Here is a 23,110-nt window from a genome sequence, read left to right on the forward strand (position 1 = left end):
CGGCAGGACCGCGGGCCGGGGAGCGCTCGCCCGGGTGGAACGGCGGGACGGGCCGCCGGTCGCGGCTGCGCCGTCGGATTCGCCGGTGTGCCGTGCGGATGAGTCGCTCATGAGTGCCTCCCGAGGCCTGCTGCGGGCGGCCCGCGAGGCGGATCCCAGCCTAGAGCCTCACGCCCGGGAGCCCGCCGAGCGCCCGAGCAGCCCCGCGCGCGCCAGCAGCAGGTAGAGCTCGCAGCCCAGGCAGACGCCGAACACCGCATTGAGGACGGCGGCGAGGAACGCGAGCGAGCCCGCCACCGCGACGGCGTACGGCACGCCCGCGAGATGGAGGAGCACACCCGCGCCCGTCACGACGAGTCCGACCACTTGCGCGAAGCGGAGCGGACGCGCGTCCTCCCACTCCCGGGGTGGCGCGAGACGCGGGCGGACCCGCCGGCGGAACACGACCGCCCACGGACCGGAGTCGACGCCGCGCACCGCCGACCACGCGAAGAGCGCGGCGAGCGCCGTGAGCAGGAGGAAGCCCGGCTGCACGAGCCGCGCCGCCACGTCGGAGCGTGCTGGAGCGGCCAGCGCCAGGCCGACCGCGAGGAGCAGGAGGAGCGCGGTCACGGAGGCGGCGAAGCGCGGACCGCGCGGATCGACGCGGCCGGCGGGAGCGGGAGCGGTCACGGGATTCTCTCCAGGAGTCGGTCGAGCTCGTCGAGCACGACGGAGCGGGCGGGGGCTCCGCTGAGGCGGCTGCGCGCCACTCCGTCGGCGTCGAGGACGAGCAGGGTCGGGGTCTGCAGGACGCGGAAGCGGTCGGCGAGGTCCGCGCGGTGGGTGAGGTCGACGTCGAGGTGCACGACGCCGTCCCGCTCCCTGGCGAGGGCGTCGAGCATCCGGTGCACGCCCGGGCAGCGGGAGCAGTACTCGGTCGAGAACTGGACGACCGTCGCCGCGGCGCCGAGAGCCGCTCCCGACACGAGCGAGGCGGGATCGATCCGCTCAACGGAGGAAACGGGCCGGGCGCGGACGCGCCCGCTCGCGCGCCGGTGGGCCAGGCCGAGCACTGCCGCGAGAGCGACGAGCCCGGCCAGCAGTGCGGCGATCAGGAGGGGGTCCACGGGGGAAGGCTAGGCGCGATCCTCGGGCGTTGCCCGTTCATTGCGGCATGCGTCGGGACGCGATGGCCCAGCGCCGGGAGCGACGGTGTTCTATCGTGAGGCGGTGACCGAGCAGACGACCGCGCAGCCCTCCGACGCCCCCGACGACGCAAAGCCCTCGATCGAGTTCCGATCCGACATCGTCGTCGAGCTGGTGCGCTCCAGCGCCCACGACTCCGACGTCCTCTTCGCGGCCCGCGTCTCGACGCAGGGCGAGCAGACCCTCGCCGGCGCCCTCGACGCCGAGGAGGCCGACGCCGAGATCCAGCGCAAGCGCGACCGCGGCCTCATCAACTACCTGATGCGCGACCGCCACGGCTCGCCGTTCGAGCACAACTCGATGACCTTCTACGTGCAGGCGCCGATCTTCGTGTTCCGCGAGTTCATGCGGCACCGCATCGCCTCCTACAACGAGGAGTCGGGCCGCTACCGCGAGCTGCGCCCCGTCTTCTACGTGCCCGGCCCCCAGCGCAACCTCGTGCAGGTCGGCAAGCCCGGCGCCTACTCCTTCGAGCCCGGCACGCCGGAGCAGACCGAGCTCGTCGTCGCCGAGACCCGCCGCGCCAGCACCCAGGCCTTCGAGGCCTACCAGCGGATGCTCGGCGAGGGAGTGGCCCGCGAGGTCGCCCGCATCGTCCTCCCGCTCAACATCTACTCGTCCATGTACGTGACGCTGAACGCGCGCTCCCTGATGAACTTCCTGTCGCTGCGCACCAAGCGCGAGGACTCGACGTTCCCCTCGTTCCCGCAGCGCGAGATCGAGATGGCCGCCGAGCAGATGGAGCAGCGCTTCGAGGAGCTCATGCCCCTCACCTACGCCGCCTTCAACACCAACGGACGCGTCGCCCCCTAGCCGACGCCCGATCTGCAGGCCCCCGTCTGCCTGCAGCCACCCGTCTGCCTGCAGCCACCCGTCTGCCTGCAGCCACCCGTCCGATCTGCAGGATCCCGTCCGATCTGCAGGTGCTGGGCAGAGGAATCCGCTTTCCTCCGCATCCTCACGCCGTGCACGGCCGGGATCCCCTGCAGATCGCGCAGCAGAGCGGCCTCACAGGTTCCTCCACCGCGCGGCACCACTGCACCCTCTCCACAGAGCGCGGGCCTCGCGTCCGCCCCCGCGGCACGGGCGTCGAGACTGCCTCCGTGCGCTCCTCCTCCTCGTCCGTCCTCCGCGCCGGGGGTGTGGTGAAGACGGAGCAGTTCCTGCGCGAGGGAACCACTCAGCGTCAGCTGCGCGACGCTGTCGTGGCCGGCTCCCTCGTCCGCATCCGGAAGGGCTGGTACAGCCTTCCCGGCCTCGATGCGCGGATCGAGCAGGCCTTCCGCGTCGGCGGCGTCCTCGCGTGCGCCGATGCCGCCGTCTCGCACGGGCTCTGGGTTCCGAGGTTCCGCGGGCTCCACGTGGCCGTTCCCGAGCACGCGTCTCGGCTGCGCGATCGCGACCAGCACGCGTCTCGGCTGCGCGATCGCGACCAGCACGCGAGACGGCTGCTCGGCGACCCCGGAGTCGTCGTCCACTGGTCGGCAACCGCCCCACCGCCGTGCACCCTCGTCCAGGCGCTCGAGGACTGCATCGTCACCGCCGCCTCCTGCGTCGGCGCGGAATCCGCGTTCGTGCTGCTCGAATCCGCGCTCCACCTGCGACTCCTGGGCGCGCCCGGCAAGGCGAGGATCCTCGCACGTCTGTCCTCGCCGCTCCGAGCGCTCCTGCGGTGGGCAGGTGCGCGCTCGGAGAGCGGCCTGGAGTCGCAGGTCGCGTTCCGGCTCCGTCGGCTCGGCGTCCCGTTCCGCCAGCAGGTCCGCATCGGCGGTCGCCGCGTCGACTTCCTGATCGGCGAGGTCCTCGTGCTCGAGGCCGACGGAGCGGCGTTCCACGACCCGGACAGCGACAACCGCCGCGATGCCGACCTCGGCTCCCTCGGCTACCGGATCCACCACTTCCGGGCGTCGTTGATCGACGACGGCTGGGACCTCGCGGAGGCGGACATCGTCGCGGCGCTCTCTCGCGGCGACCACTGGCGCAGTTGAGACCACTCCTCGCTGCCCGCCGGTGCCGGCAGCTGGTGCGCCATCTGCAGGGGATCCCGGCCGGTGGCACGGGTCCCAGGCGGAGGAATGCGCCTTCCTCGGCAGATCGCCTGCAGATCGATCGAGGGCCTGCAGATCGAACGGGTCCACCATCCGAGCGACGAGGAGCCGACCTCCGATCCCGCCCCCGGCCTCCCGCGCCCGACCCGCTACCCTGGCCTCGTGTCAACTCCGGAGAATCCTTTCGGCCAGGTCCTGGTCGCCCTGGTCACCCCGTTCACCGCCGACGGCGAGGTCGACTGGCCCGGTGTCGAGAAGCACATCGACGACTGCATCCGCGCGGGCGCCGACGGCATCGTCGTGACCGGCACCACGGGCGAGACCAGTACGCTCACCGACCCCGAGAAGATCCGCCTCGTCGAGGTGGGCAAGTCGGTCGCCGCGGGCCGCGCGAAGATCATCACGGGCGGCGGCTCGAACGAGACCGCCCACGCGATGCAGCTCGCCCGCCAGAGCGAGAAGGCCGGCGCCGACGGCAACATGATCGTGACGCCGTACTACAACAAGCCCACGCAGGCCGGCATCCTCACGCACTTCCGGATGATCGCCGACGCGACGGACCTGCCCGTCATCCTCTACGACATCCCGGGGCGCACCGGCGTCCCCATCCGCTACGAGACGATCCTGCGCGCGGCCAAGCACCCCAACATCCTGGCCGTGAAGGACGCCAAGGGCGACCTGTCCGAGGTGAGCCGCGTCCTCAACCAGACCGACCTGATGTACTTCTGCGGCGACGACGCGAACGTGCTGCCCGAGCTCGCGATCGGAGCGACGGGGCTCATCGGCGTCACCGCCAACATCGCGTCCTCGCCGTACCGCACCATCGTCGACGCGGTGAACGCGGGCGACCTGCGGGCCGCGACCCTCGCGCACCAGCAGCTCGAGCCGCTCGTGCGCGCCGTGATGACGCACGTCCCCGGCACCGTCGCGGCGAAGTACATCCTGCACGGCCTCGGCCGCATCTCCTCTCCGCGCGTGCGCCTGCCCCTGGTCGGCCCGGAGGAGTCGGAGGCGGCGCTCATCGAGGACGAGCTCGGCCTCGTGCGCGACATCCCCGGCGTCGACTTCCGCAACTTCCGCCCCGACCGCAACGCCGCCGCCGGCGGCGCCCTCCCCAAGGTCGCCGGAACCACACGCTGACGCCGCTCGAGCGGCACCTCCACCGAGAACCGAACGAAGAGGAGGGCGCATGCCCAGTCCCGTGATCACCCCGCCGGCGCTCGCGGCCGGCACGCTGCGCATCATCCCGCTGGGCGGTCTCGGCGAGATCGGCCGCAACATGACGATCTTCGAGATCGACGGCAAGATCCTGGTCGTGGACTGCGGCGTGCTCTTCCCCGAGGAGAACCAGCCGGGCGTCGACCTGATCCTCCCCGACTTCTCCCCGATCAAGGACCGCCTCGACGACATCGTGGGAGTCGTCCTCACCCACGGCCACGAGGACCACATCGGCGCCGTCCCCTACCTCCTGAAGCTCAAGCGCGACATCCCGCTCATCGGCTCGACGCTCACCCTCGCGCTCGTCGAGGCGAAGCTCAAGGAGCACCGGATCAAGCCGTACACGCTGGCGGTGAAGGAGGGCGACATCGAGAACCTCGGGCCCTTCGAGCTCGAGTTCGTCGCCGTCAACCACTCCATCCCGGATGCGCTCGCCGTGGCGATCATCACGGACGCGGGCTCGGTGCTGCACACCGGCGACTTCAAGATGGACCAGCTGCCCCTGGACGGCCGGATCACCGACCTCCGCGCCTTCGCCCGCCTGGGCGAGGAGGGCATCGACCTCTTCATGGTCGACTCGACGAACGCCGACGTCCCCGGATTCACGCCGAACGAGCGCGACATCGGCCCGGTCATCGAGAGCGTGATGGCCAAGGCGTCGCGCCGCGTCATCGTCGCGAGCTTCTCGAGCCACGTCCACCGCGTGCAGCAGGTCCTCGACGCCGCGCACGCGAACGGGCGCCGCGTCGCTCTGCTGGGCCGCTCGATGGTCCGCAACATGGGCATCGCCGCCGACCTCGGCTACCTCCGGGTGCCGCAGGGCGTGCTGATCGACTTCAAGAAGGCGGGGGACATCCCCGAGGACCGGATCGTCTACATGTCGACCGGCTCCCAGGGCGAGCCGATGGCGGTCCTCAGCCGCATGGCCAACCTCGACCACCAGATCGAGCCGGGGGAGGGCGACACCGTCATCCTCGCGTCGAGCCTCATCCCCGGCAACGAGAACGCCGTCTACCGCGTGATCAACGGCCTGACCAGGCTCGGCGCGACCGTGGTGCACAAGGGCAACGCCAAGGTGCACGTCTCGGGTCACGCGGCGGCGGGCGAGCTGATCTACTGCTACAACATCCTCAAGCCGCTCAACGTCCTGCCGGTGCACGGCGAGTACCGCCACCTCGTCGCGAACGCGAAGCTGGCGCGCGACACGGGCATCGCGGAGGAGAACACGATCATCGCCGAGGACGGCACGGTCCTCGACCTCCTCGACGGCACGGTCACCCGGGTCGGGCAGCTCGATCTCGGCTTCGTCTACGTCGACGGCTCGACCGTCGGCGAGATCACGGACGCCGATCTCAAGGACCGCCGCATCCTCAGCGAGGAGGGCTTCATCTCGATCATCGTCGTCGTGGAGGCGGGGACCGGACGCATCGTCGTGGGCCCCGAGATCCACGCCAAGGGCTTCGCCGAGGACGACCGCGTCTTCGACGAGGTGAAGCCGCGCATCGCGAAGGCGCTGGAGGAGGCGGTGCAGAGCGGAGTGAGCGATCAGCACGCTCTGTCCCAGACCATCCGCCGCGTCGTCGGCCGCTGGGTGAACTCGAGCTACCGCCGCCGCCCGATGATCGTGCCGCTGGTCATCGAGGCCTGACCCGGAGGGCGGGGGAGCGCCGCTCCCGAGCCCGCCGCATCCGGGGAGAGGGCGCACCGCCCGCCGGGGGAACCACCGACCGAGCAGCCAGGAGGCCGCACGTGGAGTACAGGATCCGCACCGCCCGGAGCGAGGACGCGCCGTTCCTCGCCGACATGCTCGTCGAGGCCGCCAACTGGAACTGGACGACCGCCAGGACCCGCATCGACGTCCTCGAGGAGGAGTCGACCCGCCGGTACGTCGCGGGCTGGCCCCGCCCGGGAGACCTGGGCTCCATCGCCGAGACCGGCGAGGGCGAGCGGATCGGCGCCTGCTGGTCGCGCCTGTTCACGACCGCCGTCCCGGGGCGCGGCTTCGTCGCGCCGGGCGTCCCCGAGCTCACGCTCGGCGTCCGACCCGTCTGGCGGGCGCAGGGAGTGGGACGAGCGCTGCTGAAGGCGGCGCTCGAGCAGGCGCGATCGGCCGGCTACGCCCGGATGTCCCTGAGCGTCGCGACCGACAACTTCGCCCGCCGTCTGTACCGCAGCGAGGGCTTCACCGCCGTCGCCGACCGGGGCGACGCCGAGACCATGGTCGCCACCCTGTGCTGAGCGGGCCGCCTCGGCGCGGGTCCCCGGCGATGACGGGGCCTGCAGGTACGGTGGCAGCATGGCCACGAGTACCAAGACGACCTCCCGCGGGCGGGGGAGCTCGCCCGCGCGCTCCGGCGCGCCGCGTTCCGGCCGGGGCTCGGGGCGGGGAGCGGCCGAGACGAAGGCCACCGTCGCCTTCGACTCCGGTCCGCGCACCAACGTCCTCGTCCGCCTGTGGATGACGCTCGCGCACGTCGTGGGCGGCGCCGCGCGCGCCCTCGGCCCCGAGCGCCTCGCGAAGGAGGAGCGCCGCGACGGCGTGCCGTTCCTCCTGGTCCTGCTGGGAGTCGTCGGAGCCGTGGTCGAGTGGTTCCTCGCGGGCGATCCCGTCGCGCAGGTGCTCGACGCGTGGAGCTTCGGCGCCCTCTTCGGACGGGTCGCCTACGTGCTCCCGGTGGTCCTCGTGCTCTTCGCGCTGTGGCTGTTCCGGCACCCGAGCTCCGTCGACGACAACGGCCGGATCGGCGTGGGCCTGTCGTTCCTGCTGATCGCCTCCGCCGGCATCTGCCACGCCCACCTCGGCACGCCCTACCCGGGCGACGGCATCCTCCGCATGGCCGCGGCCGGTGGCGTGCTCGGCTGGCTGGTCGGCGCCCCCCTGGTCGCGATCGCGACGGTGCTCGGCGCGACGGTGGTGCTCTCCGCGGTCATCCTGCTCTCGCTCTTCATCATCACCAAGACGCCGCCGAACAGGCTCGGCTCGCGGTTCCGCGACCTCTACTCCTACCTCTTCGGCGCTCCGGTCGTCGACGACGAGGAGCGGGCCCGTCTGAAGGCCGAGAAGGCCGCCGCGAAGGCGGCCGCCAAGGCCGAGGCGGAGTCGTCCGACGACCAGGAGGACGGCGGCGAGCTGCCCTGGTGGCGCCGGACCGAGTCCGGGCGCGAGGACGAGCCGATGGTGCAGGCCGAGCTCCCGATCGACTCCCTCGCCGAGGTCGACGACGAGCCGAAGGGCCGCCGCGGCCGCTCCCGCACGAAGGGCTTCGACACCGCCCTCGAGGAGCACGACGAGCCGTCCGACCCGCCGACGCGCTCCTACGAGACCCAGGTGCTCTCGGACGTCGAGGACGCCGAGGCGGCCCTCGCGCGCTTCGAGCGCTCCGGTGCAGCCACCACTCCCGTCGGAGTCGTCGACGACGACGCGACCGGGGTCATCCGGTTGGACGACCTCGACGTCGCGCCCGCCGTCCCGGTGCCGCCGGTCATCGAGACCGGTCCCATCGCCCCCGTGCCCGCAGACGACCCGACCGCCGGCTTCGACTCCTCGTTCGAGGACGACACCCCCTACCGGCTCCCGTCGGCCGCCGCGCTCTCCACCGGCACGCCGTCCAAGGCCCGCTCCGCCGCGAACGACGAGATGGTCCGCGCCATCACCGAGGTGCTGCAGCAGTTCAACGTCGACGCCACTGTCACCGGATTCTCCCGGGGCCCCACGGTCACGCGCTACGAGATCGAGCTCGGTCCGGGCGTGAAGGTCGAGCGCGTCACCGCGCTGAGCAAGAACCTCTCCTACGCCGTCGCCAGCAACGAGGTGCGGATCCTCTCGCCGATCCCCGGCAAGAGCGCCATCGGTGTCGAGATCCCGAACACCGACCGCGAGATCGTGTCACTGGGCGACGTCCTGCGCTCCTCGGCCTCCACGACGTCGACCCACCCGATGACGATCGGCGTCGGCAAGGACGTCGAGGGCGGCTACGTCGTGGCGAACCTCGCCAAGATGCCGCACCTCCTGGTCGCGGGCTCCACCGGCTCCGGCAAGTCCAGCTTCGTGAACTCCATGATCACGAGCCTGCTCATGCGCGCGCGGCCTCAGGACGTCCGCATGGTCCTCATCGACCCCAAGCGCGTCGAGCTGACGATCTACGGAGGCGTCCCGCACCTCATCACGCCCATCATCACGAACCCCAAGAAGGCGGCCGAAGCGCTGCAGTGGGTCGTGAAGGAGATGGACATGCGATACGACGACCTCGCGTCGTTCGGCTACCGCCACATCGACGACTTCAACGCCGCCGTCCGCGGCGGCGAGATCGTCCTGCCGCCGGGCAGCAACCGGGTGCTGAAGCCGTACCCGTACCTGCTGGTCGTCGTCGACGAGCTGGCCGACCTGATGATGGTCGCCCCGCGCGACGTCGAGGACTCGATCGTCCGCATCACCCAGCTCGCGCGCGCCTCCGGCATCCACCTGGTGCTCGCGACCCAGCGCCCGAGCGTCGACGTCGTGACCGGCCTGATCAAGGCCAACGTGCCGAGCCGTCTCGCGTTCGCGGTCACGAGCGTCACGGACTCCCGGGTGATCCTCGACCAGCCGGGCGCCGACAAGCTGATCGGGCAGGGCGACGGCCTCTTCCTGCCGATGGGCACGAACAAGCCGATGCGCGTGCAGGGCGCGTGGGTCCGCGAGGACGAGATCGCGAAGGTCGTCGAGCACGTCACCCGGCAGGCGCAGCCCGAGTACCGCCAGGACATCACCGTCCAGGCGCAGCGCAAGGAGGTCGACTCCGACATCGGGGACGACCTCGAGCTGCTCGTCGCCGCGGCGGAGCTCGTGGTCAGCACGCAGTTCGGCTCGACGTCCATGCTCCAGCGCAAGCTCCGCGTCGGGTTCGCGAAGGCGGGACGCCTGATGGACCTCCTCGAGTCGCGCGAGGTCGTCGGTCCCTCCGAGGGGTCCAAGGCCCGCGACGTCCTGGTGACCGCCGAGCAGCTTCCCGGCGTGCTGGCCCGCATGCGCGGAGAGGAGCCGGGCGAGGCTCCCGTCGCCCCCTCCGCGGTCGCTCCGGACCCCTATGACGACCCGCTGGCCGAGCCGACCGGTCCCGCCGCCGTCGACTACCACGACCACGACGAGAGCTCGGACGACGACGCCTGGCACCTCACGGGACGCGACTGAGCGATGATCCGCGCGCCGCACAGGACGACCACGACGAACGCAGGAGCACGATGAGCACCCCCACTCACGACCAGGCCTCCCCGGTGAGCAACTGGAACCTGCCGAACGCCATCACCGTGGTGCGGATCCTGCTCGCGCCGGTGTTCTTCTGGATGCTGCTCGCCGACGGGGGAGACGACGGCGGCCTCCGGATCGCAGCCGCCCTGCTCTTCATCGTCGCCATCGCGACCGACGGCATCGACGGGCACATCGCCCGCAGCCGCGGCCTGGTCACGGACCTCGGCAAGCTGCTCGACCCGATCGCCGACAAGGTGCTGACCGGTGCCGCCCTCATCGGCCTCTCGATCCTCCTCGAGCTGCCGTGGTGGGTGACGATCCTCGTCCTCGTGCGCGAGATCGGCATCACGGTGTTCCGGATGGCCGTGCTGTCCGATCGCGTGATCCCCGCCTCGCGCGGGGGCAAGCTGAAGACGATCGCGCAGTCCGTGGCCCTCTCGCTCGCGCTGCTGCCGCTCTGGAACGTGCTCGGCGAGTGGGTGCACTGGCTGAACGGCGCGACCATGACCGTCGCCGTCGTCCTCACCGTCGCGACGGGCATCGACTACCTCGCCGACGCCGCCCGTCAGAGCCGCGCGGCGCACCGGGCGTGATCGCCGGGCCGCTCGTCCGCGCGCTGGAGGCCCGCGGACTCGGACTCGCCGTGGCGGAGTCGCTCACCGGCGGAGCCCTGAGCTCCGCGATCGTGGAGGTGCCCGGCGCCTCGGCGGTGCACCGCGGGGCCGTGGTGAGCTACGCCACCGACCTCAAGCACCGGCTTCTCGGCGTCGACGAGTCGCTCCTCGAGGCGGAGGGCCCGGTGCACCCCGAGGTCGCGCTCCAGATGGCCCGGGGGGCGGCCGAGCTGCTCGGAGCCGCCGGCGCCCGAACCGTCGGCGTCGCGACCACCGGAGTCGCGGGGCCGGACCCGCAGGGAGGCCGCGCGGTGGGCACGGTCTTCGTCGCCGTGGTGCTCGGCGGTCTCGAGACGGTGCGCGAGCACCGCTTCGAGGGCGACCGCGCGGCGATCCGAGCGGCGAGCGTCGAGGCGGCCCTGAGCCTCGCCGCCGAGACCGTCTCGCGCTCGTCGGACGAGTCCGACTGAGTGTTCCGGAATCGCTCCGGAATCGTGGAATGCCCTGGGTTTCGCCCCGGTTACATCTGACGTCGCTCACACGCAAAGTCCAGTCATCCGGTATTAGAGTCGACTCACACGAGCCGGGTAGTGAACAGCTATCCGGTTCCTTCGTACACACCCCCTTCGAATCCGTGCTCCGGCATCACTCGACGAGACCGTGGACGAAGAAGCGGTTGACGTGGAGAAGGAGGGTCCAATGGTTCTAGTTCGTCAGGAGATCGGCGATGTCCTCAGGGACTTCCGCCTGCAGAAAGGTCGCACGCTGCGCCAGGTGGCCAGCAAGGCGAGTGTCGCTCTGGGCTACCTCAGCGAGGTCGAGCGCGGTCAGAAGGAGGCCTCCTCGGAGATCCTCGCCTCTGTCGCCGATGCGCTCGACACCCCCATCTCCGTCATCATGCGCGAGGTCGGAGACCGGCTCGCGGTGATCGAGGGGATCGACACCATTCCCGACACCATCCCGGCCGACATGGTCGCCGGATTCGACGCGGATCTCGTCACGCGGTAGACGGTTCCGCCCGCTTCATCACTCACCTCCATTCCACGCGAAGGGCGCCCCGGCTCCGGCCAGGGCGCCCTTCGTCGTTCCCGGGTGGCCGCACCTGCGGTTAGCGTGGAGTCATGAGGTTGAGCGAGTTCCGGCAGTTGGTCGACGACGAGTTCGGGGCGTCCTACGCCCGCGTGCTCGTCTCCGATCTCGTGCTGACGGAGCTCGACGGCCGGACCGCCGACCGGGCGCTCCGGGACGGCGCCGAGCCCCGGGAGGTGTGGCTCGCCCTGTGCCGCGCGAGCGACGTGCCCGAGAGCCGGTGGCACGGGATCGACCCGAAGAGCCGTCGCCGCTGAGCCGGTGGCGCCCCCCTGCCCGAAGTCGTGTTCGACACGCCGGGTGCCCATGATCGAAGTCGTGTTCGATCGGGTCTAGGCTCCTCCACAGAAGCAGGAACGCCACCGTCTCCACGGAGGCGCTCCTGCCGGCCGCCGATGTCGGTGGTCCGGCATACCGTGATGACAAGTCAACGGACCTGCTTCACCGCCTTGTCGCAGCCGGCCGGCGTCGTGTTCACCACGGCGGCACCACCGGCACGACGCGACAGCCTGTAGGCGATACCACCCCGACACGAGAGCGAGACGGCCATGCCCAGTTCCTCAGACCGCGAGAAGTCCCTCGAGACCGCACTCGCGCAGATCGACCGCCAGTTCGGCAAGGGCGCCGTCATGCGCCTCGGCAGCGACGAGCGCGCCCCCGTCGAGGTGATCCAGACGGGTTCGATCGCCCTCGACGTTGCGCTCGGCATCGGTGGGCTCCCGCGCGGGCGCATCGTCGAGATCTACGGCCCCGAGTCCTCCGGAAAGACGACGCTGACGCTGCACGCCATCGCGAACGCGCAGCGCAACGGCGGCATCGCGGCGTTCATCGACGCCGAGCACGCGCTCGACCCCGAGTACGCCAAGAAGCTCGGCGTCGACATCGACTCCCTGCTGGTCTCCCAGCCCGACACCGGAGAGCAGGCCCTCGAGATCGCCGACATGCTCGTCCGCTCGGGGTCCATCGATCTGATCGTCATCGACTCCGTCGCCGCACTCGTGCCGCGTGCCGAGATCGAGGGCGAGATGGGCGATTCGCACGTCGGTCTGCAGGCGCGCCTCATGTCCCAGGCGCTGCGCAAGCTCACCGGCGGACTGAACACCACCAACACCACGATGATCTTCATCAACCAGCTCCGCGAGAAGATCGGCGTCTTCTTCGGAAGCCCCGAGACCACCGCCGGAGGAAAGGCGCTCAAGTTCTACGCGTCGGTCCGCCTCGACATCCGCCGCATCGAAACGCTGAAGGACGGCACCGACGCGGTCGGCAACCGCACCCGCGTCAAGGTCGTCAAGAACAAGATGGCGCCGCCGTTCAAGCAGGCGGAGTTCGACATCCTCTACGGCATCGGCATCTCGCGCGAGGGAAGCCTCATCGACTTCGGTGTCGAGCACGAGATCGTCCGCAAGTCGGGAGCCTGGTACACCTACGACGGCGACCAGCTCGGGCAGGGCAAGGAGAAGGCGCGTCAGTTCCTCATCGACAACCCCGACATCGCGGCCGAGATCGAGAAGCGAATCCTCATCAAGCTGGGTGTCGTCGCCGATCCGAACGCGGTGAAGGACGCCGCTCCGGTCGCGATCGAGACCAAGCAGCCCGTCGCCAAGCAGCCCGTCCGCAAGGGCGCCTGAGCCCGGTGCGAGACGTGAACGGGGAGAGGGCCGAGGGCCGTCCCGTGGCCTTCCTCCCCTGGGTCACCGAGGGCGAGCGGGAGCCGGAGGCGTCCGCCTCCGCTCCTGCGGGCGCGGGCGACGGGCCGACGGATCGGATCGCCGAGCTGTCGGCGCACGTCGCCCGCCGCTCCCCGGCCGCTCCCGCGGCGTCCGAGCCCGCTCCGCTCGAGGCGGCCGCCGACGAGGACGACGAGGCGCTCGAGCTGCCGGAGGAGCCCGACCCCGAGCAGATCGCCGACCGCATCGTCCGGGGACTCTCGCGCAAGAGCCTGTCGGTCGCCGAGGTCGAGGCGCGCCTCTACACCGAGGGCGTCGCCGAGAAGGACGCACTCGAGATCCTCGAGCGGTTCGCGCGCTTCGGCTATCTCGACGACCACCGGATGGCCGAGCAGCTGGTCACACAGCTGCGCGAGCGCAAGAAGCTGGGCAGGTCCTCGATCATGCAGGAGCTCCGCGGGCGCAAGCTCGACCCCGATGCGATCGCCGCGGCGCTCGACGAGCTCGACGGCGACGACGAGTACCGCACTGCCGTCGAGCTCGCGCGCAAGCGCCTGCCGAGCCTGCGCTCCCTGTCGGACGAGGTGGCGGAGCGGCGCCTGACCGGGTTCCTGGCGCGTCGCGGCTACTCCGGAGCCCTCGTGCAGCGCGTCGTCCGCGAGACCGTCCGCAAGCCGGGCTCGAGCGTCCGCTTCCGCTGAGCGGCGTGGGGATGCTCCCGCCCCGAGGGCGCACCGGGAGCGCTCCGAGCGGCGCGTAGAATCCCTGACCATGACCACGCTCATCCCCGCTCCGGTCTCCGTCGCCGGCGCCCGTCCGAGGACCTACGAGGTCCGCACGTTCGGCTGCCAGATGAACGTCCACGACTCCGAGCGGCTGAGCGGGTCGCTCGAGGCGGCGGGCTACGTCCCGGCCGACGGTGCCGAGGCCGATGTGGTCGTGATCAACACCTGCGCGGTGCGCGAGAACGCCGACAACAAGCTCTACGGCAATCTCGGCCATCTCGCGTCGGTGAAGCGCCGGCACGAGGGCATGCAGATCGCCGTCGGCGGCTGCCTGGCGCAGAAGGACAAGAACGTCATCCTCGACAAGGCGCCGTGGGTCGACGTCGTCTTCGGGACCCACAACATGGGTGCTCTGCCGAGCCTGCTCGAGCGCGCGCGTCACAACGACGAGGCGCAGCTCGAGATCCTCGAGTCGCTCGACGTCTTCCCGTCGACGCTGCCGACCAAGCGCGACTCGACGTACAGCGGGTGGGTGTCCATCTCGGTGGGCTGCAACAACACCTGCACGTTCTGCATCGTCCCCTCGCTGCGCGGCAAGGAGAAGGACCGCCGTCCGGGCGACGTCCTCGCCGAGATCCAGGCTCTCGTCGACGACGGCGCCATCGAGGTGACGCTGCTGGGGCAGAACGTGAACTCCTACGGCGTCGAGTTCGGCGACCGCCAGGCGTTCTCGAAGCTGCTGCGCGCCGCCGGGACGATCGACGGGCTCGAGCGCATCCGCTTCACGAGCCCCCACCCCGCCGCCTTCACCGACGACGTCATCGACGCGATGGCCGAGACCCCGTCGGTGATGCCCCAGCTGCACATGCCCCTGCAGTCCGGCTCCGACCGCGTGCTCAAGGCGATGCGCCGCTCCTACCGCTCCGAGCGCTTCCTCGGCATCCTCGACCGGGTGCGGGCGAGGATCCCGCACGCCGCCATCAGCACCGACATCATCGTCGGATTCCCCGGCGAGACCGAGGCCGACTTCGCCGAGACGCTGCGCGTGGTCGAGGAGGCCCGCTTCGCCTCGGCCTTCACCTTCCAGTACTCCATCAGGCCCGGGACTCCCGCAGCGACGATGCCGGACCAGCTGCCCAAGCAGGTGGTGCAGGAGCGCTACGAGCGCCTTCTCGCCCTGCAGGACGCGATCAGCGAGCAGGAGAACCGCACCGTCGTCGGTCGCGAGGTCGAGGTCCTGGTCGCCACGGGGGAGGGGCGGCGTGACGCCGAGACGCACCGCCTGAGCGGTCGCGCCGAGGACAGCCGGCTCGTCCACTTCGACGTGCCCGCCGGATCGGAGCAGCCGCGGCCCGGAGACGTCGCCTCGGTCCGGATCACCCGCGCCGCTCCCTTCTACCTGATCGCCGACTCCGCGGACGGAGCGCCGCTGCGCATCCGCAGGACCCGCGCGGGCGACGCGTGGGACCGTGCGCAGACGGAGTCCTGCGGCGTGCCGCAGACCGGCGCGCCGTCGACGGGCGGGACCGGCGCGCCGCGGGTCTCCCTCGGTCTGCCGACGCTCCGCGCACGGCCGGCCGCGCTGACGACTCCGATCTACGACGCGCTCGATGGCGAGCGCTGACGCGGGCGCACCCGAGCTGATCGCCGTCGTCGGGGCCACGGGCACGGGCAAGTCCGAGCTCGCCCTCGATCTCGCCGAGCGGGTGCGCGCGGCCGGTCGAGGGGCCGAGATCATCAACGCCGACGCCATGCAGCTCTACCGCGGCATGGACATCGGCACGGCGAAGCTCCGCCCCGACGAGCGGCGGGGGATCCCGCACCACCTCCTCGACGTCCTCGACGTCACCGAGGAGGCGTCGGTCGCGCGGTACCAGTCCGAGGCGCGCCGCGTCGTCGACGAGGTGCGGGTGCGGGGGGCCCTGCCGATCCTGGTCGGCGGCTCCGGTCTCTACGTCTCGAGCGTCGTCTTCGAGTTCTCCTTCGCGGGGACGGACCCGCAGGTGCGCCGTGCACTCGAGGAGACCGCGGAGCGCGAGGGCGTCGCCGTCCTGTTCGAGCGCCTACGCGCCGTGGACGAGGTCGTGGCGGCTCGGATCGGTCCGCACAACGTCCGGCGCATCGTCCGCGCCCTCGAGATCACCGAGCTCACCGGCACCCCGAACAGCGCCCTGATGTCGGACGAGCCGGAGCTCTGGCGGCCGGCGGAGCTGCTGGTCCTCGAGGCCCCCCGCGACGTCCTGGTGCGGCGGCTCGACGAGCGCGTCGAGCGGATGTGGGCCGACGGCGTGCTCGACGAGGTGGAGCGGCTGGTGCCCCTCGGGATCGAGCGCGGTGTCACCGCGAGCCGCGCGATCGGCTACGCCCAGGCGCTCGGGCAGCGTGCGGGCGAGCTCTCGCAGGAGGAGGCGATCGCCTCGACGCAGTCGCTCACCCGCCGCTACGCCCGACGGCAGAACAGCTGGTTCCGCCGCTACCGGGACGCTCACCGCCTCCCGTCCGGAGCGCCGGATCTGGCGGCACGGGCCGCGGTCGCAGCCCAGGTCGACGACTCCGCTCCTCGCTAGGCTGTCCGCCATGACGATCGAGCTGCACTTCACCAAGGGCCAGGGCACCGGGAACGACTTCGTGCTCTTCAGCGACCCCGACGGTGAGGTGGACCTCACGCCCGCGCAGATCGCGATGATCTGCGACCGGCACTTCGGCGTCGGAGCCGACGGCATCATCCGCGCCGTGCGATCGAGGGCGATCGCCGAGGGCGCGGCCTCGCTCGCGGAGGAGCCGGAGGCCGAGTGGTTCATGGACTACCGCAACGCCGACGGGTCGATCGCCGAGATGTGCGGCAACGGCGTCCGCGTCTACGCGGCGTTCCTCCTGGCGGGCGGGCTCGCCGAGCTCGAGCCGGGCGACACCCTCCCGATCGGCACCCGCGCCGGTGTGCGCGACCTCACGCGCAGCGGCTCCGGTTTCCAGGTCGACCTGGGCCGCTGGGAGCTGGCGGGCGGCGAGCCGCTGGTGCGCGCCAAGGAGCTCAAGGTCGCCCGTCCGGGTCTCGGCATCGACCTCGGCAACCCGCACGTCGTCGTCGCGCTCAGCAACGACGAGGAGCTCGACTCCGCCGACCTGACCTACATCCCCCAGGTCGAGCCGGAGCCCGTGGACGGGGCGAACATCGAGTTCGTCGTGCCGGGGGAGCCGCTGATCCACGACGGGATCGGCCGCATCCGCATGCGCGTCCACGAGCGCGGCAGCGGCGAGACCCTCAGCTGCGGCACCGGTGCCGCGGCGGCCGCCCTCGCGGTGCGCTACTGGGCGGGAGCCCGCGCGCCGCAGTCGTGGCGGGTCGACGTCCCGGGCGGCACGCTGGGAGTCACGATGTTCGCCACCGAGGAGGGCGAGCACGTGGGCCTGTCCGGTCCGGCCGATCTCGTCTACACCGGCACGATCCGCATCGACTGAGGCGGGAGTCAGGCTGAGGCGGGAGTCAGGCCGAGGCGGGAGTCAGGCCGAGCGGGTGGTCCGCAGGACGCGGAAGCCCTTGGCGCTCGCGACCCGCTCGACCTCGAGCCGCTCGTCGAAGGCCTCGACGAGCCACTTCTGCAGGGAGTCGGACCCGAGGTTCCGCTGCACGACCAGCCAGCCGTCGGCTCCGGGAGCCAGCCGGGGGAGCCAGCGCTCGAGCAGCGCGTGCAGCTCCTCCTTGCCGATGCGGATCGGCGGGTTCGACCAGATGGCGTCGAACCGCACGTCCGCGGGAACATCCTCCGGCAGGACGGCGTTGACATTGGTGACGCCGAGTTCCTCGCAGTTGCGACGGACCAGCTCGAGCGCCCGCTGATTGACGTCCACCGCCCACACCCGGGCGGCCGGAGCGCCGAGGGCGAGCGCGAGGGCGATCGGACCCCAGCCGCAGCCGAGGTCCAGCAGGTCCCCGCTCGCGGGAGGCTCGGGGACCGCGTCCAGCAGGACGCGGGTTCCGAGATCCACGTGGCCGGGGCTGAACACGCCTCCGGCGGTGGTCAGCTCGAGGTCGCGGCCCGCCAGACGGGCCGTGATCCTGCGGGGCCGGAGGTCACCGTCGGGCGTACTCGTGAAGTAGTGCTCGGCGACCATGAGAAGTGAACCTATCAAGACCTGAGGAGTTAGTGTTATCCGGATGACGGAAGACCTGAACGAGACCGGCACGACCGAGGCCGTGGACGTCGTCTCGAGGGTCCTGGCGAACGCGCAGTCGCGGTCGGCGGGATACTCGCGCTTCGTCTCGGGCGGCGCCCAGGCGCTGCAGACGTCGGGGCACGGCGGCGAGGACTCGGACGGCGAGCAGTTCGACCGCGAGGACCGGCAGGCCCTGCGCCGCGTCGCCGGCCTCTCGACCGAGCTCGAGGACGTCACGGAGGTCGAGTACCGCCAGCTGCGCCTCGAGAACGTGGTGCTGATCGGCGTGTACTCGCAGGGCTCGCTCGAGGACGCCGAGAACTCGCTGCACGAGCTCGCCGCTCTCGCCGAGACGGCGGGGGCGACCGTTCTCGACGGACTGCTGCAGCGCCGTCCGCACCCCGACCCGAGCACCTATCTCGGCAAGGGCAAGGCCCAGGAGCTCGCCGGTGTCGTCGCCGCGCTCGGCGCGGACACCGTGGTGGCCGACACCGAGCTCGCCCCGAGCCAGCGCCGTGCGCTGGAGGACGTGGTGAAGGTGAAGGTGATCGACCGCACGGCGGTGATCCTCGACATCTTCAGCCAGCACGCCAAGAGCAGGGAGGGCAAGGCCCAGGTCGAGCTCGCCCAGCTCGAGTACCTCCTGCCGCGACTGCGCGGATGGGGAGAGTCGATGTCCCGCCAGGCCGGTGGCCAGGTGGGCGCGGGAGCCGGCATGGGCTCGCGCGGACCGGGCGAGACGAAGATCGAGCTCGACCGCCGTCGCATCCACACCCGCATGGCGCGACTGCGCAAGCAGATCACCGCGATGAAGCCCGCCCGCGAGGCCAAGCGCGCGAACCGCAAGCGCAACGCCGTCCCGTCGGTCGCGATCGCCGGCTACACCAACGCCGGCAAGTCGAGCCTGCTCAACCGGATGACCCACGCGGGCGTCCTGGTCGAGAACTCGCTGTTCGCGACGCTGGACGCCACGGTCCGGAAGGCTCAGACGGCCGACGGCCGCCTCTACACGTTCGCCGACACCGTCGGCTTCGTGCGGGCGCTGCCGCACCAGCTGGTCGAGGCGTTCCGCTCGACGCTCGAGGAGGTCGCCGACTCCGACATCATCGTCCACGTCGTCGACGCCTCGCATCCCGACCCCGCGGGGCAGATCGCGACGGTCCGCGACGTGATCGGCGAGGTGGGTGCCCGCAGCATCCCCGAGATCATCGCCTTCAACAAGTCCGACCTCGTCGACGAGGGCGCTCGGCTCGTCCTCCGCGGCCTCGCTCCGGACGCGGTCTTCGTCTCGGCGAGGACGGGCGAGGGCATCGACGAGCTGCGCTCCCGGATCGCCGAGATCCTGCCCGAGCCGAACGTCGAGCTCGATCTGCTCGTGCCCTACGACCGCGGCGACGTGATCTCGCAGCTGCACCGCAACGGCCGCATCCTCGCGACCGCGTACGTCGACGGCGGCACGCGCGTGCAGGCGCTGGTCCACCAGGACCTGGCCGGCCCGCTGGCCGAGTTCGCCGCTCCGGCGGCGGCCGTCGAGGCGTAGCAGCACCACCCGAGCGCCCGCGCTCCCCGACGAGGGGGCGCGGGCGCTCCGTCGTCCCGGGCACGCCCGACCGCCGCGCACAACGCCCTCCGACACACTCCGTCACGCCCGGTCACACCGCGTCACGCGCCTCGACGGCGCAGCGGAGGCGTTCCTACTGTGGACCCCGGAGCGCCACCCGGCGCCTGGAGCGACAGCCGAGCCCGGCACCCGCCCCACCGATCACACACTGTGGAACGGAGGGCCTGCTGTGCCGTCGACCCGCTCGGAGACCTCTCCGGACACGCACTGTCCGACTCCGGTCCCCTTCTCCTTCGAGGTCTACCCGCCTCGCACCGATGCGGCGACCGCGGCCCTCGTGCGCACCGTCGACCGCCTCGCCGAGGCCCGCCCCTCCTTCATCTCGGTCACCTACGGGGCGGGCGGCTCGTCGCGCCGCGCCTCCCTCGAGCTCCTCCGCCACATCCGGCGGCACACCTCCGTCGAGGCCCTCGCCCACCTGACCTGCGTCGGGTCGACGGCCGCGGAGGCGAGTCGGCTCGTGCACGAGTTCCTCGAGGCGGGAGTCACCCGCTTCCTGGCTCTGCGCGGCGATCCTCCGGCGGGCACCGCGGACGGCGAGACGTTCCTCGGCGAGCTGGGCAGCGCGGCCGAGCTGGTGCAGCTCATCCACCGCGTGCAGGCCGAGCGCGAGCCCTACGGGGCGGTCGCCGTCCCGGGGTCGTCGGCGCTGCGAGTGGATCCGGCGTCGCGCCCGCGCGCCCAGGTGGCGGTCGCGGCGTTCCCCAACGGGCACCCTCGCTCGCGGTCGTCGTCGCAGGACATCGACGCGCTCCTCGCGAAGGAGGCGGCGGGGGCGTCGTTCGCGATCACGCAGCTCTTCTTCCACCCCGCCGACTACGTGCGCTTCGTCGAGCGGGCGCGAGCCGCCGGCGTGCGCATGCCGATCATCCCGGGGGTGATGCCGGTCACCAGCCCCGGCCGCCTCCGCCGGATGCTCGAGCTCAGCGGGGAGGACCTGCCCGCCGAGCTCGCGATCGCGCTCGACGTCGAGCCCGACGACGAGGCGCGCGCTCGGATCGGAGTCGAGCACGCGGCGGGTCTCGTCCGCACGCTCGTCGAGTCCGGAGCGCCCGCCGTCCACCTGTACGCCTTCAACCGGCACGAGGCGGTCCTCGCCGTCCTCGCCGAGAGCGGCCTCCTGGCCGCCACTCCCGCCCCGACCACGACCCTCATCACGGAGAGAGCATCATGACGACGACCGCACCCGACTTCCCGACCGGAACGATCCTGGGCTACCCGAGGATCGGCCGCAGACGCGAGCTCAAGAAGGCCGTCGAGGCGTTCTGGAGTGGTGCCGCGTCGGCCGACGAGCTCGAGCGCGAGGCCGCGGGCCTGCGCGCGGCGACGCGCGAGCGCCTCGCCGCTCTGGGGCTGGGCCGCACCGACTCCTCGATCCCGGAGGCGCACTCCTTCTACGACCAGGTGCTCGACACCACGGTCGCCGTCGGCGCGATCCCCCAGCGCTTCGCCGATCTCGTCGCCGACGGCCCGCTGGATCTCGCCGGCTACTTCACCCTGGCGCGCGGGGACGGGGAGCGCGCTCCGCTCGAGATGACCAAGTGGTTCGACTCCAACTACCACTACCTCGTGCCGGAGATCGGCCCCGAGACGTCGTTCTCGCCCTCGGACGACCGCCGGGCGCGAGAAATTGAAGAGGCTCGGGACGCCGGCTTCACGACCCGCCCCGTGCTCGTGGGACCGGTGACCTACCTCCTGCTCGCGAAGCCCACGGACGAGGCCCCTGCCGGGTTCTCGCCCCTCTCCCGGCTGGCGGATCTCCTCCCGGTCTACGTCGAGCTCCTGGCGCGGCTGCGCGCGGCGGGCGCCGACTGGGTGCAGCTCGACGAGCCCGCGCTGGTGTCCGAGTCGGTCGAGGCGCGGAGAGCGGAGGTGCTCGCTGCGGTCCGGGAGGCGTACCGCGTCCTCGGCGGTGCGGTCGAGCGCCCGGCACTGTTCGTCGCGGCTCCCTACGGCGATCTCCGCGACGCCCTGCCGGTGCTCGCCGCGTCGGCCGTCGAGGCCATCGGCATCGACCTCGTCAAGGGATCGGCGCCGGCACCGACCCCGGGGCTCGAGAGCACGGTGCTGGTCGCCGGCGTCGTCGACGGGCACAACGTGTGGCGGGGCGACCTCGCGGCGGCCCTCGAGACGGCCGAGGGGCTGCGACCGCTCGCGGGCGGCCTCGCGGTGTCCAGCTCCACGTCCCTCCTGCACGTCCCGCACGATGTCACGGACGAGCCGGATCTGGACCCGCGCCTGGCGTCCTGGCTCGCGTTCGCCGATCAGAAGGTCGGGCAGATCGCCGTCCTCGCCGAGGGGCTCCTCGCGGGTGCGGCGGCCGTCGAGCGGCCGCTCCGCGAGGCGACCGCGGCGCTCGAGGACCGCCGCTCCGCTCCCGGAGTGCGCGACGGCGCCGTGCGGCAGCGCGCGGCACGACTCACCGCCGACGACCACCGCCGCGTCCCCTACGAGGAGCGCGTGGCGGCGCAGGAGGAGTCGCTCGGTCTCCCGGTGCTCCCCACCACGACGATCGGCTCCTTCCCCCAGACCCGGGGGATCCGCACGGCGCGGGCCGCGCTGACCCGCGGCGAGCTCTCGCACGAGCAGTACGTCGAGCGCATGCGCGACGAGATCCGGCAGGTGGTGACGCTGCAGGAGGAGATCGGCCTCGACGTGCTGGTGCACGGGGAGCCCGAGCGCAACGACATGGTGCAGTACTTCGCCGAGAACCTCGACGGGTTCGCCGTGACGCGCAACGGCTGGGTCCAGTCCTACGGGAGCCGCTGCACGCGTCCGTCGCTGCTGTGGGGTGACGTCTCGCGCCCCGCACCCATCACCGTCGAGTGGTCGAGCTTCACCCAGTCGCTCACCGAGCGGCCGGTCAAGGGCATGCTCACCGGTCCGGTGACGATCCTGGCGTGGTCCTTCGTCCGCGACGACCAGCCGCTGGCGGACACGGCCGTGCAGGTGGCGCTGAGCCTGCGCGACGAGATCGCCGATCTCGAGGCCGCGGGCATCCGCATCGTCCAGGTCGACGAGCCCGCCCTCCGCGAGCTCCTGCCGCTCGAGAAGGCGGATCAGCCGGAGTACCTCGAGTGGTCCGTCGGGGCCTTCCGGCTCGCGACGGCAGGAGCCCGTGCCGCAACGCAGATCCACACGCACCTCTGCTACTCCGAGTTCGGCGTGGTCATCGACGCGATCGACCGGCTCGACGCCGATGTGACGAGCATCGAGGCTGCGCGCTCCCGGATGGAGGTCGTCGTCGACATCGAGCGCTCGGGCTTCGCCCGGGGCATCGGCCCGGGCGTCTACGACATCCACTCCCCGCGGGTGCCGGGCGTCGAGGAGGTCTCGGACCTCGTCGGAACCGCGCTCGGCTCCATCCCCGCGCGGCAGGTCTGGATCAACCCGGACTGCGGCCTCAAGACGCGCGGATACGACGAGACGGTCGCATCACTGCGCTCCCTGGTCGCGGCGGCGGCCGAGGCGCGCCTCGCGCTGGCGGAGGCGGTCGTCTAGCGGGGCTCGGAACGACGAAGGGGGCGGACGGCGCGCAGCCGTCCGCCCCCTTCG

Annotated in this window: 21 protein-coding genes; 18 read left to right on the forward strand and 3 right to left on the reverse strand. The window is 71.7% G+C overall.

Features of this window, described 5'->3' with window-relative positions:
* Window positions 1–168 precede the first annotated feature (168 nt).
* Window positions 169–672, reverse strand: a complete 504-nt coding sequence (locus tag NB037_RS05790; RefSeq protein WP_251944348.1) for a DUF4395 domain-containing protein — start codon at window positions 670–672, stop codon at window positions 169–171.
* Window positions 669–1,109 (reverse strand): thioredoxin family protein, encoded by a 441-nt coding sequence (locus NB037_RS05795; RefSeq protein ID WP_251944349.1) that lies wholly within the window; start codon window positions 1,107–1,109, stop codon window positions 669–671. The genes NB037_RS05790 and NB037_RS05795 overlap by 4 nt, the downstream gene beginning before the upstream one ends.
* 103 nt (window positions 1,110–1,212) lie before the next feature.
* Here NB037_RS05795 and thyX point away from each other — a divergent pair, with 103 nt between their 5' ends.
* From thyX to dapF, 15 genes are all read left to right on the forward strand, one after another.
* Window positions 1,213–2,001 (forward strand): FAD-dependent thymidylate synthase, encoded by a 789-nt coding sequence (gene thyX / locus NB037_RS05800; protein ID WP_251944350.1) that lies wholly within the window; start codon window positions 1,213–1,215, stop codon window positions 1,999–2,001.
* A gap of 290 nt (window positions 2,002–2,291) precedes the next feature.
* Complete coding sequence (locus NB037_RS05805) at window positions 2,292–3,176, forward strand: DUF559 domain-containing protein (protein ID WP_251944351.1); 885 nt, start codon at window positions 2,292–2,294, stop codon at window positions 3,174–3,176.
* A gap of 222 nt (window positions 3,177–3,398) precedes the next feature.
* Entirely contained in the window at window positions 3,399–4,376 is a 978-nt protein-coding gene (dapA, locus tag NB037_RS05810) for a 4-hydroxy-tetrahydrodipicolinate synthase (protein WP_207405810.1), read from the forward strand.
* A 49-nt stretch (window positions 4,377–4,425) separates the two neighbouring features.
* Window positions 4,426–6,102, forward strand: coding sequence for a ribonuclease J (locus NB037_RS05815; protein ID WP_251944352.1), 1,677 nt, complete (start codon window positions 4,426–4,428; stop codon window positions 6,100–6,102).
* A gap of 101 nt (window positions 6,103–6,203) precedes the next feature.
* Window positions 6,204–6,692 (forward strand): GNAT family N-acetyltransferase, encoded by a 489-nt coding sequence (locus NB037_RS05820; protein WP_308202054.1) that lies wholly within the window; start codon window positions 6,204–6,206, stop codon window positions 6,690–6,692.
* 58 nt (window positions 6,693–6,750) lie between these two features.
* Window positions 6,751–9,624, forward strand: a complete 2,874-nt coding sequence (locus tag NB037_RS05825; protein WP_251944353.1) for an FtsK/SpoIIIE family DNA translocase — start codon at window positions 6,751–6,753, stop codon at window positions 9,622–9,624.
* Between the two features lie 50 nt (window positions 9,625–9,674).
* Window positions 9,675–10,274 (forward strand): CDP-diacylglycerol--glycerol-3-phosphate 3-phosphatidyltransferase, encoded by a 600-nt coding sequence (gene pgsA, locus NB037_RS05830; protein WP_251944354.1) that lies wholly within the window; start codon window positions 9,675–9,677, stop codon window positions 10,272–10,274.
* Window positions 10,271–10,765, forward strand: a complete 495-nt coding sequence (locus tag NB037_RS05835; RefSeq protein WP_251944355.1) for a CinA family protein — start codon at window positions 10,271–10,273, stop codon at window positions 10,763–10,765. Before pgsA ends, NB037_RS05835 begins: the two co-directional genes overlap by 4 nt.
* A gap of 229 nt (window positions 10,766–10,994) precedes the next feature.
* Window positions 10,995–11,303, forward strand: coding sequence for a helix-turn-helix domain-containing protein (locus NB037_RS05840; RefSeq protein WP_055793878.1), 309 nt, complete (start codon window positions 10,995–10,997; stop codon window positions 11,301–11,303).
* Window positions 11,304–11,416: 113 nt separating this feature from the next.
* Window positions 11,417–11,641 carry a DUF3046 domain-containing protein gene (locus tag NB037_RS05845; RefSeq protein WP_207405818.1) on the forward strand — a complete coding sequence of 75 codons (225 nt, stop codon included), beginning with the start codon at window positions 11,417–11,419 and terminating at the stop codon, window positions 11,639–11,641.
* Between the two features lie 291 nt (window positions 11,642–11,932).
* Window positions 11,933–13,015, forward strand: coding sequence for a recombinase RecA (recA, locus tag NB037_RS05850; protein WP_055793336.1), 1,083 nt, complete (start codon window positions 11,933–11,935; stop codon window positions 13,013–13,015).
* Window positions 13,016–13,059: 44 nt separating this feature from the next.
* Window positions 13,060–13,755: a regulatory protein RecX gene (locus NB037_RS19830; RefSeq protein WP_251944356.1), complete on the forward strand. Its 696-nt coding sequence runs from the start codon at window positions 13,060–13,062 to the stop codon at window positions 13,753–13,755.
* A 70-nt stretch (window positions 13,756–13,825) separates the two neighbouring features.
* Window positions 13,826–15,403, forward strand: a complete 1,578-nt coding sequence (miaB, locus tag NB037_RS05860; protein WP_251944357.1) for a tRNA (N6-isopentenyl adenosine(37)-C2)-methylthiotransferase MiaB — start codon at window positions 13,826–13,828, stop codon at window positions 15,401–15,403.
* The gene (gene miaA, locus NB037_RS05865) at window positions 15,390–16,346 is read left to right on the forward strand and encodes a tRNA (adenosine(37)-N6)-dimethylallyltransferase MiaA (RefSeq protein ID WP_251944358.1); all 957 of its coding nucleotides are present in this window, start codon (window positions 15,390–15,392) and stop codon (window positions 16,344–16,346) included. The genes miaB and miaA overlap by 14 nt, the downstream gene beginning before the upstream one ends.
* A 10-nt stretch (window positions 16,347–16,356) precedes the next feature.
* Window positions 16,357–17,238 carry a diaminopimelate epimerase gene (gene dapF, locus NB037_RS05870; protein ID WP_251944359.1) on the forward strand — a complete coding sequence of 294 codons (882 nt, stop codon included), beginning with the start codon at window positions 16,357–16,359 and terminating at the stop codon, window positions 17,236–17,238.
* A 42-nt stretch (window positions 17,239–17,280) separates the two neighbouring features.
* Here the strand turns inward: dapF and NB037_RS05875 are convergent, their stop codons facing one another.
* A complete protein-coding gene (locus NB037_RS05875) occupies window positions 17,281–17,892 on the reverse strand; it encodes a class I SAM-dependent methyltransferase (RefSeq protein ID WP_251944360.1) in 612 nt (203 codons plus the stop codon).
* A gap of 43 nt (window positions 17,893–17,935) precedes the next feature.
* Between NB037_RS05875 and hflX the strand changes: the two genes are divergently transcribed.
* From hflX to metE, 3 genes are all read left to right on the forward strand, one after another.
* Window positions 17,936–19,474, forward strand: a complete 1,539-nt coding sequence (gene hflX / locus NB037_RS05880; protein WP_251944361.1) for a GTPase HflX — start codon at window positions 17,936–17,938, stop codon at window positions 19,472–19,474.
* Window positions 19,475–19,832: 358 nt separating this feature from the next.
* Window positions 19,833–20,729, forward strand: coding sequence for a methylenetetrahydrofolate reductase (locus NB037_RS05885; protein ID WP_251944362.1), 897 nt, complete (start codon window positions 19,833–19,835; stop codon window positions 20,727–20,729).
* Complete coding sequence (metE, locus tag NB037_RS05890) at window positions 20,726–23,056, forward strand: 5-methyltetrahydropteroyltriglutamate--homocysteine S-methyltransferase (protein ID WP_251944363.1); 2,331 nt, start codon at window positions 20,726–20,728, stop codon at window positions 23,054–23,056. Before NB037_RS05885 ends, metE begins: the two co-directional genes overlap by 4 nt.
* The last annotated feature ends 54 nt before the right edge of the window (window positions 23,057–23,110 follow it).

Source organism: Rathayibacter rubneri, assembly GCF_023743255.1.
GTDB classification, from domain to species: Bacteria; Actinomycetota; Actinomycetes; order Actinomycetales; family Microbacteriaceae; genus Rathayibacter; species Rathayibacter rubneri.

What these genes read in the sequence shown, in the direction of transcription:
- metE (WP_251944363.1), top strand. Translation starts at nt 20,726, where the DNA reads ATGACGACGACCGCACCCGACTTCCCGACCGGAACGATCCTGGGCTAC.
- NB037_RS05815 (WP_251944352.1), top strand. Translation starts at nt 4,426, where the DNA reads ATGCCCAGTCCCGTGATCACCCCGCCGGCGCTCGCGGCCGGCACGCTG.
- NB037_RS05845 (WP_207405818.1), top strand. Translation starts at nt 11,417, where the DNA reads ATGAGGTTGAGCGAGTTCCGGCAGTTGGTCGACGACGAGTTCGGGGCG.
- NB037_RS05840 (WP_055793878.1), top strand. Translation starts at nt 10,995, where the DNA reads ATGGTTCTAGTTCGTCAGGAGATCGGCGATGTCCTCAGGGACTTCCGC.
- miaA (WP_251944358.1), top strand. Translation starts at nt 15,390, where the DNA reads ATGGCGAGCGCTGACGCGGGCGCACCCGAGCTGATCGCCGTCGTCGGG.
- pgsA (WP_251944354.1), top strand. Translation starts at nt 9,675, where the DNA reads ATGAGCACCCCCACTCACGACCAGGCCTCCCCGGTGAGCAACTGGAAC.
- NB037_RS05825 (WP_251944353.1), top strand. Translation starts at nt 6,751, where the DNA reads ATGGCCACGAGTACCAAGACGACCTCCCGCGGGCGGGGGAGCTCGCCC.
- recA (WP_055793336.1), top strand. Translation starts at nt 11,933, where the DNA reads ATGCCCAGTTCCTCAGACCGCGAGAAGTCCCTCGAGACCGCACTCGCG.
- dapF (WP_251944359.1), top strand. Translation starts at nt 16,357, where the DNA reads ATGACGATCGAGCTGCACTTCACCAAGGGCCAGGGCACCGGGAACGAC.
- miaB (WP_251944357.1), top strand. Translation starts at nt 13,826, where the DNA reads ATGACCACGCTCATCCCCGCTCCGGTCTCCGTCGCCGGCGCCCGTCCG.
- NB037_RS05875 (WP_251944360.1), bottom strand. Translation starts at nt 17,892, where the DNA reads ATGGTCGCCGAGCACTACTTCACGAGTACGCCCGACGGTGACCTCCGG.
- hflX (WP_251944361.1), top strand. Translation starts at nt 17,936, where the DNA reads ATGACGGAAGACCTGAACGAGACCGGCACGACCGAGGCCGTGGACGTC.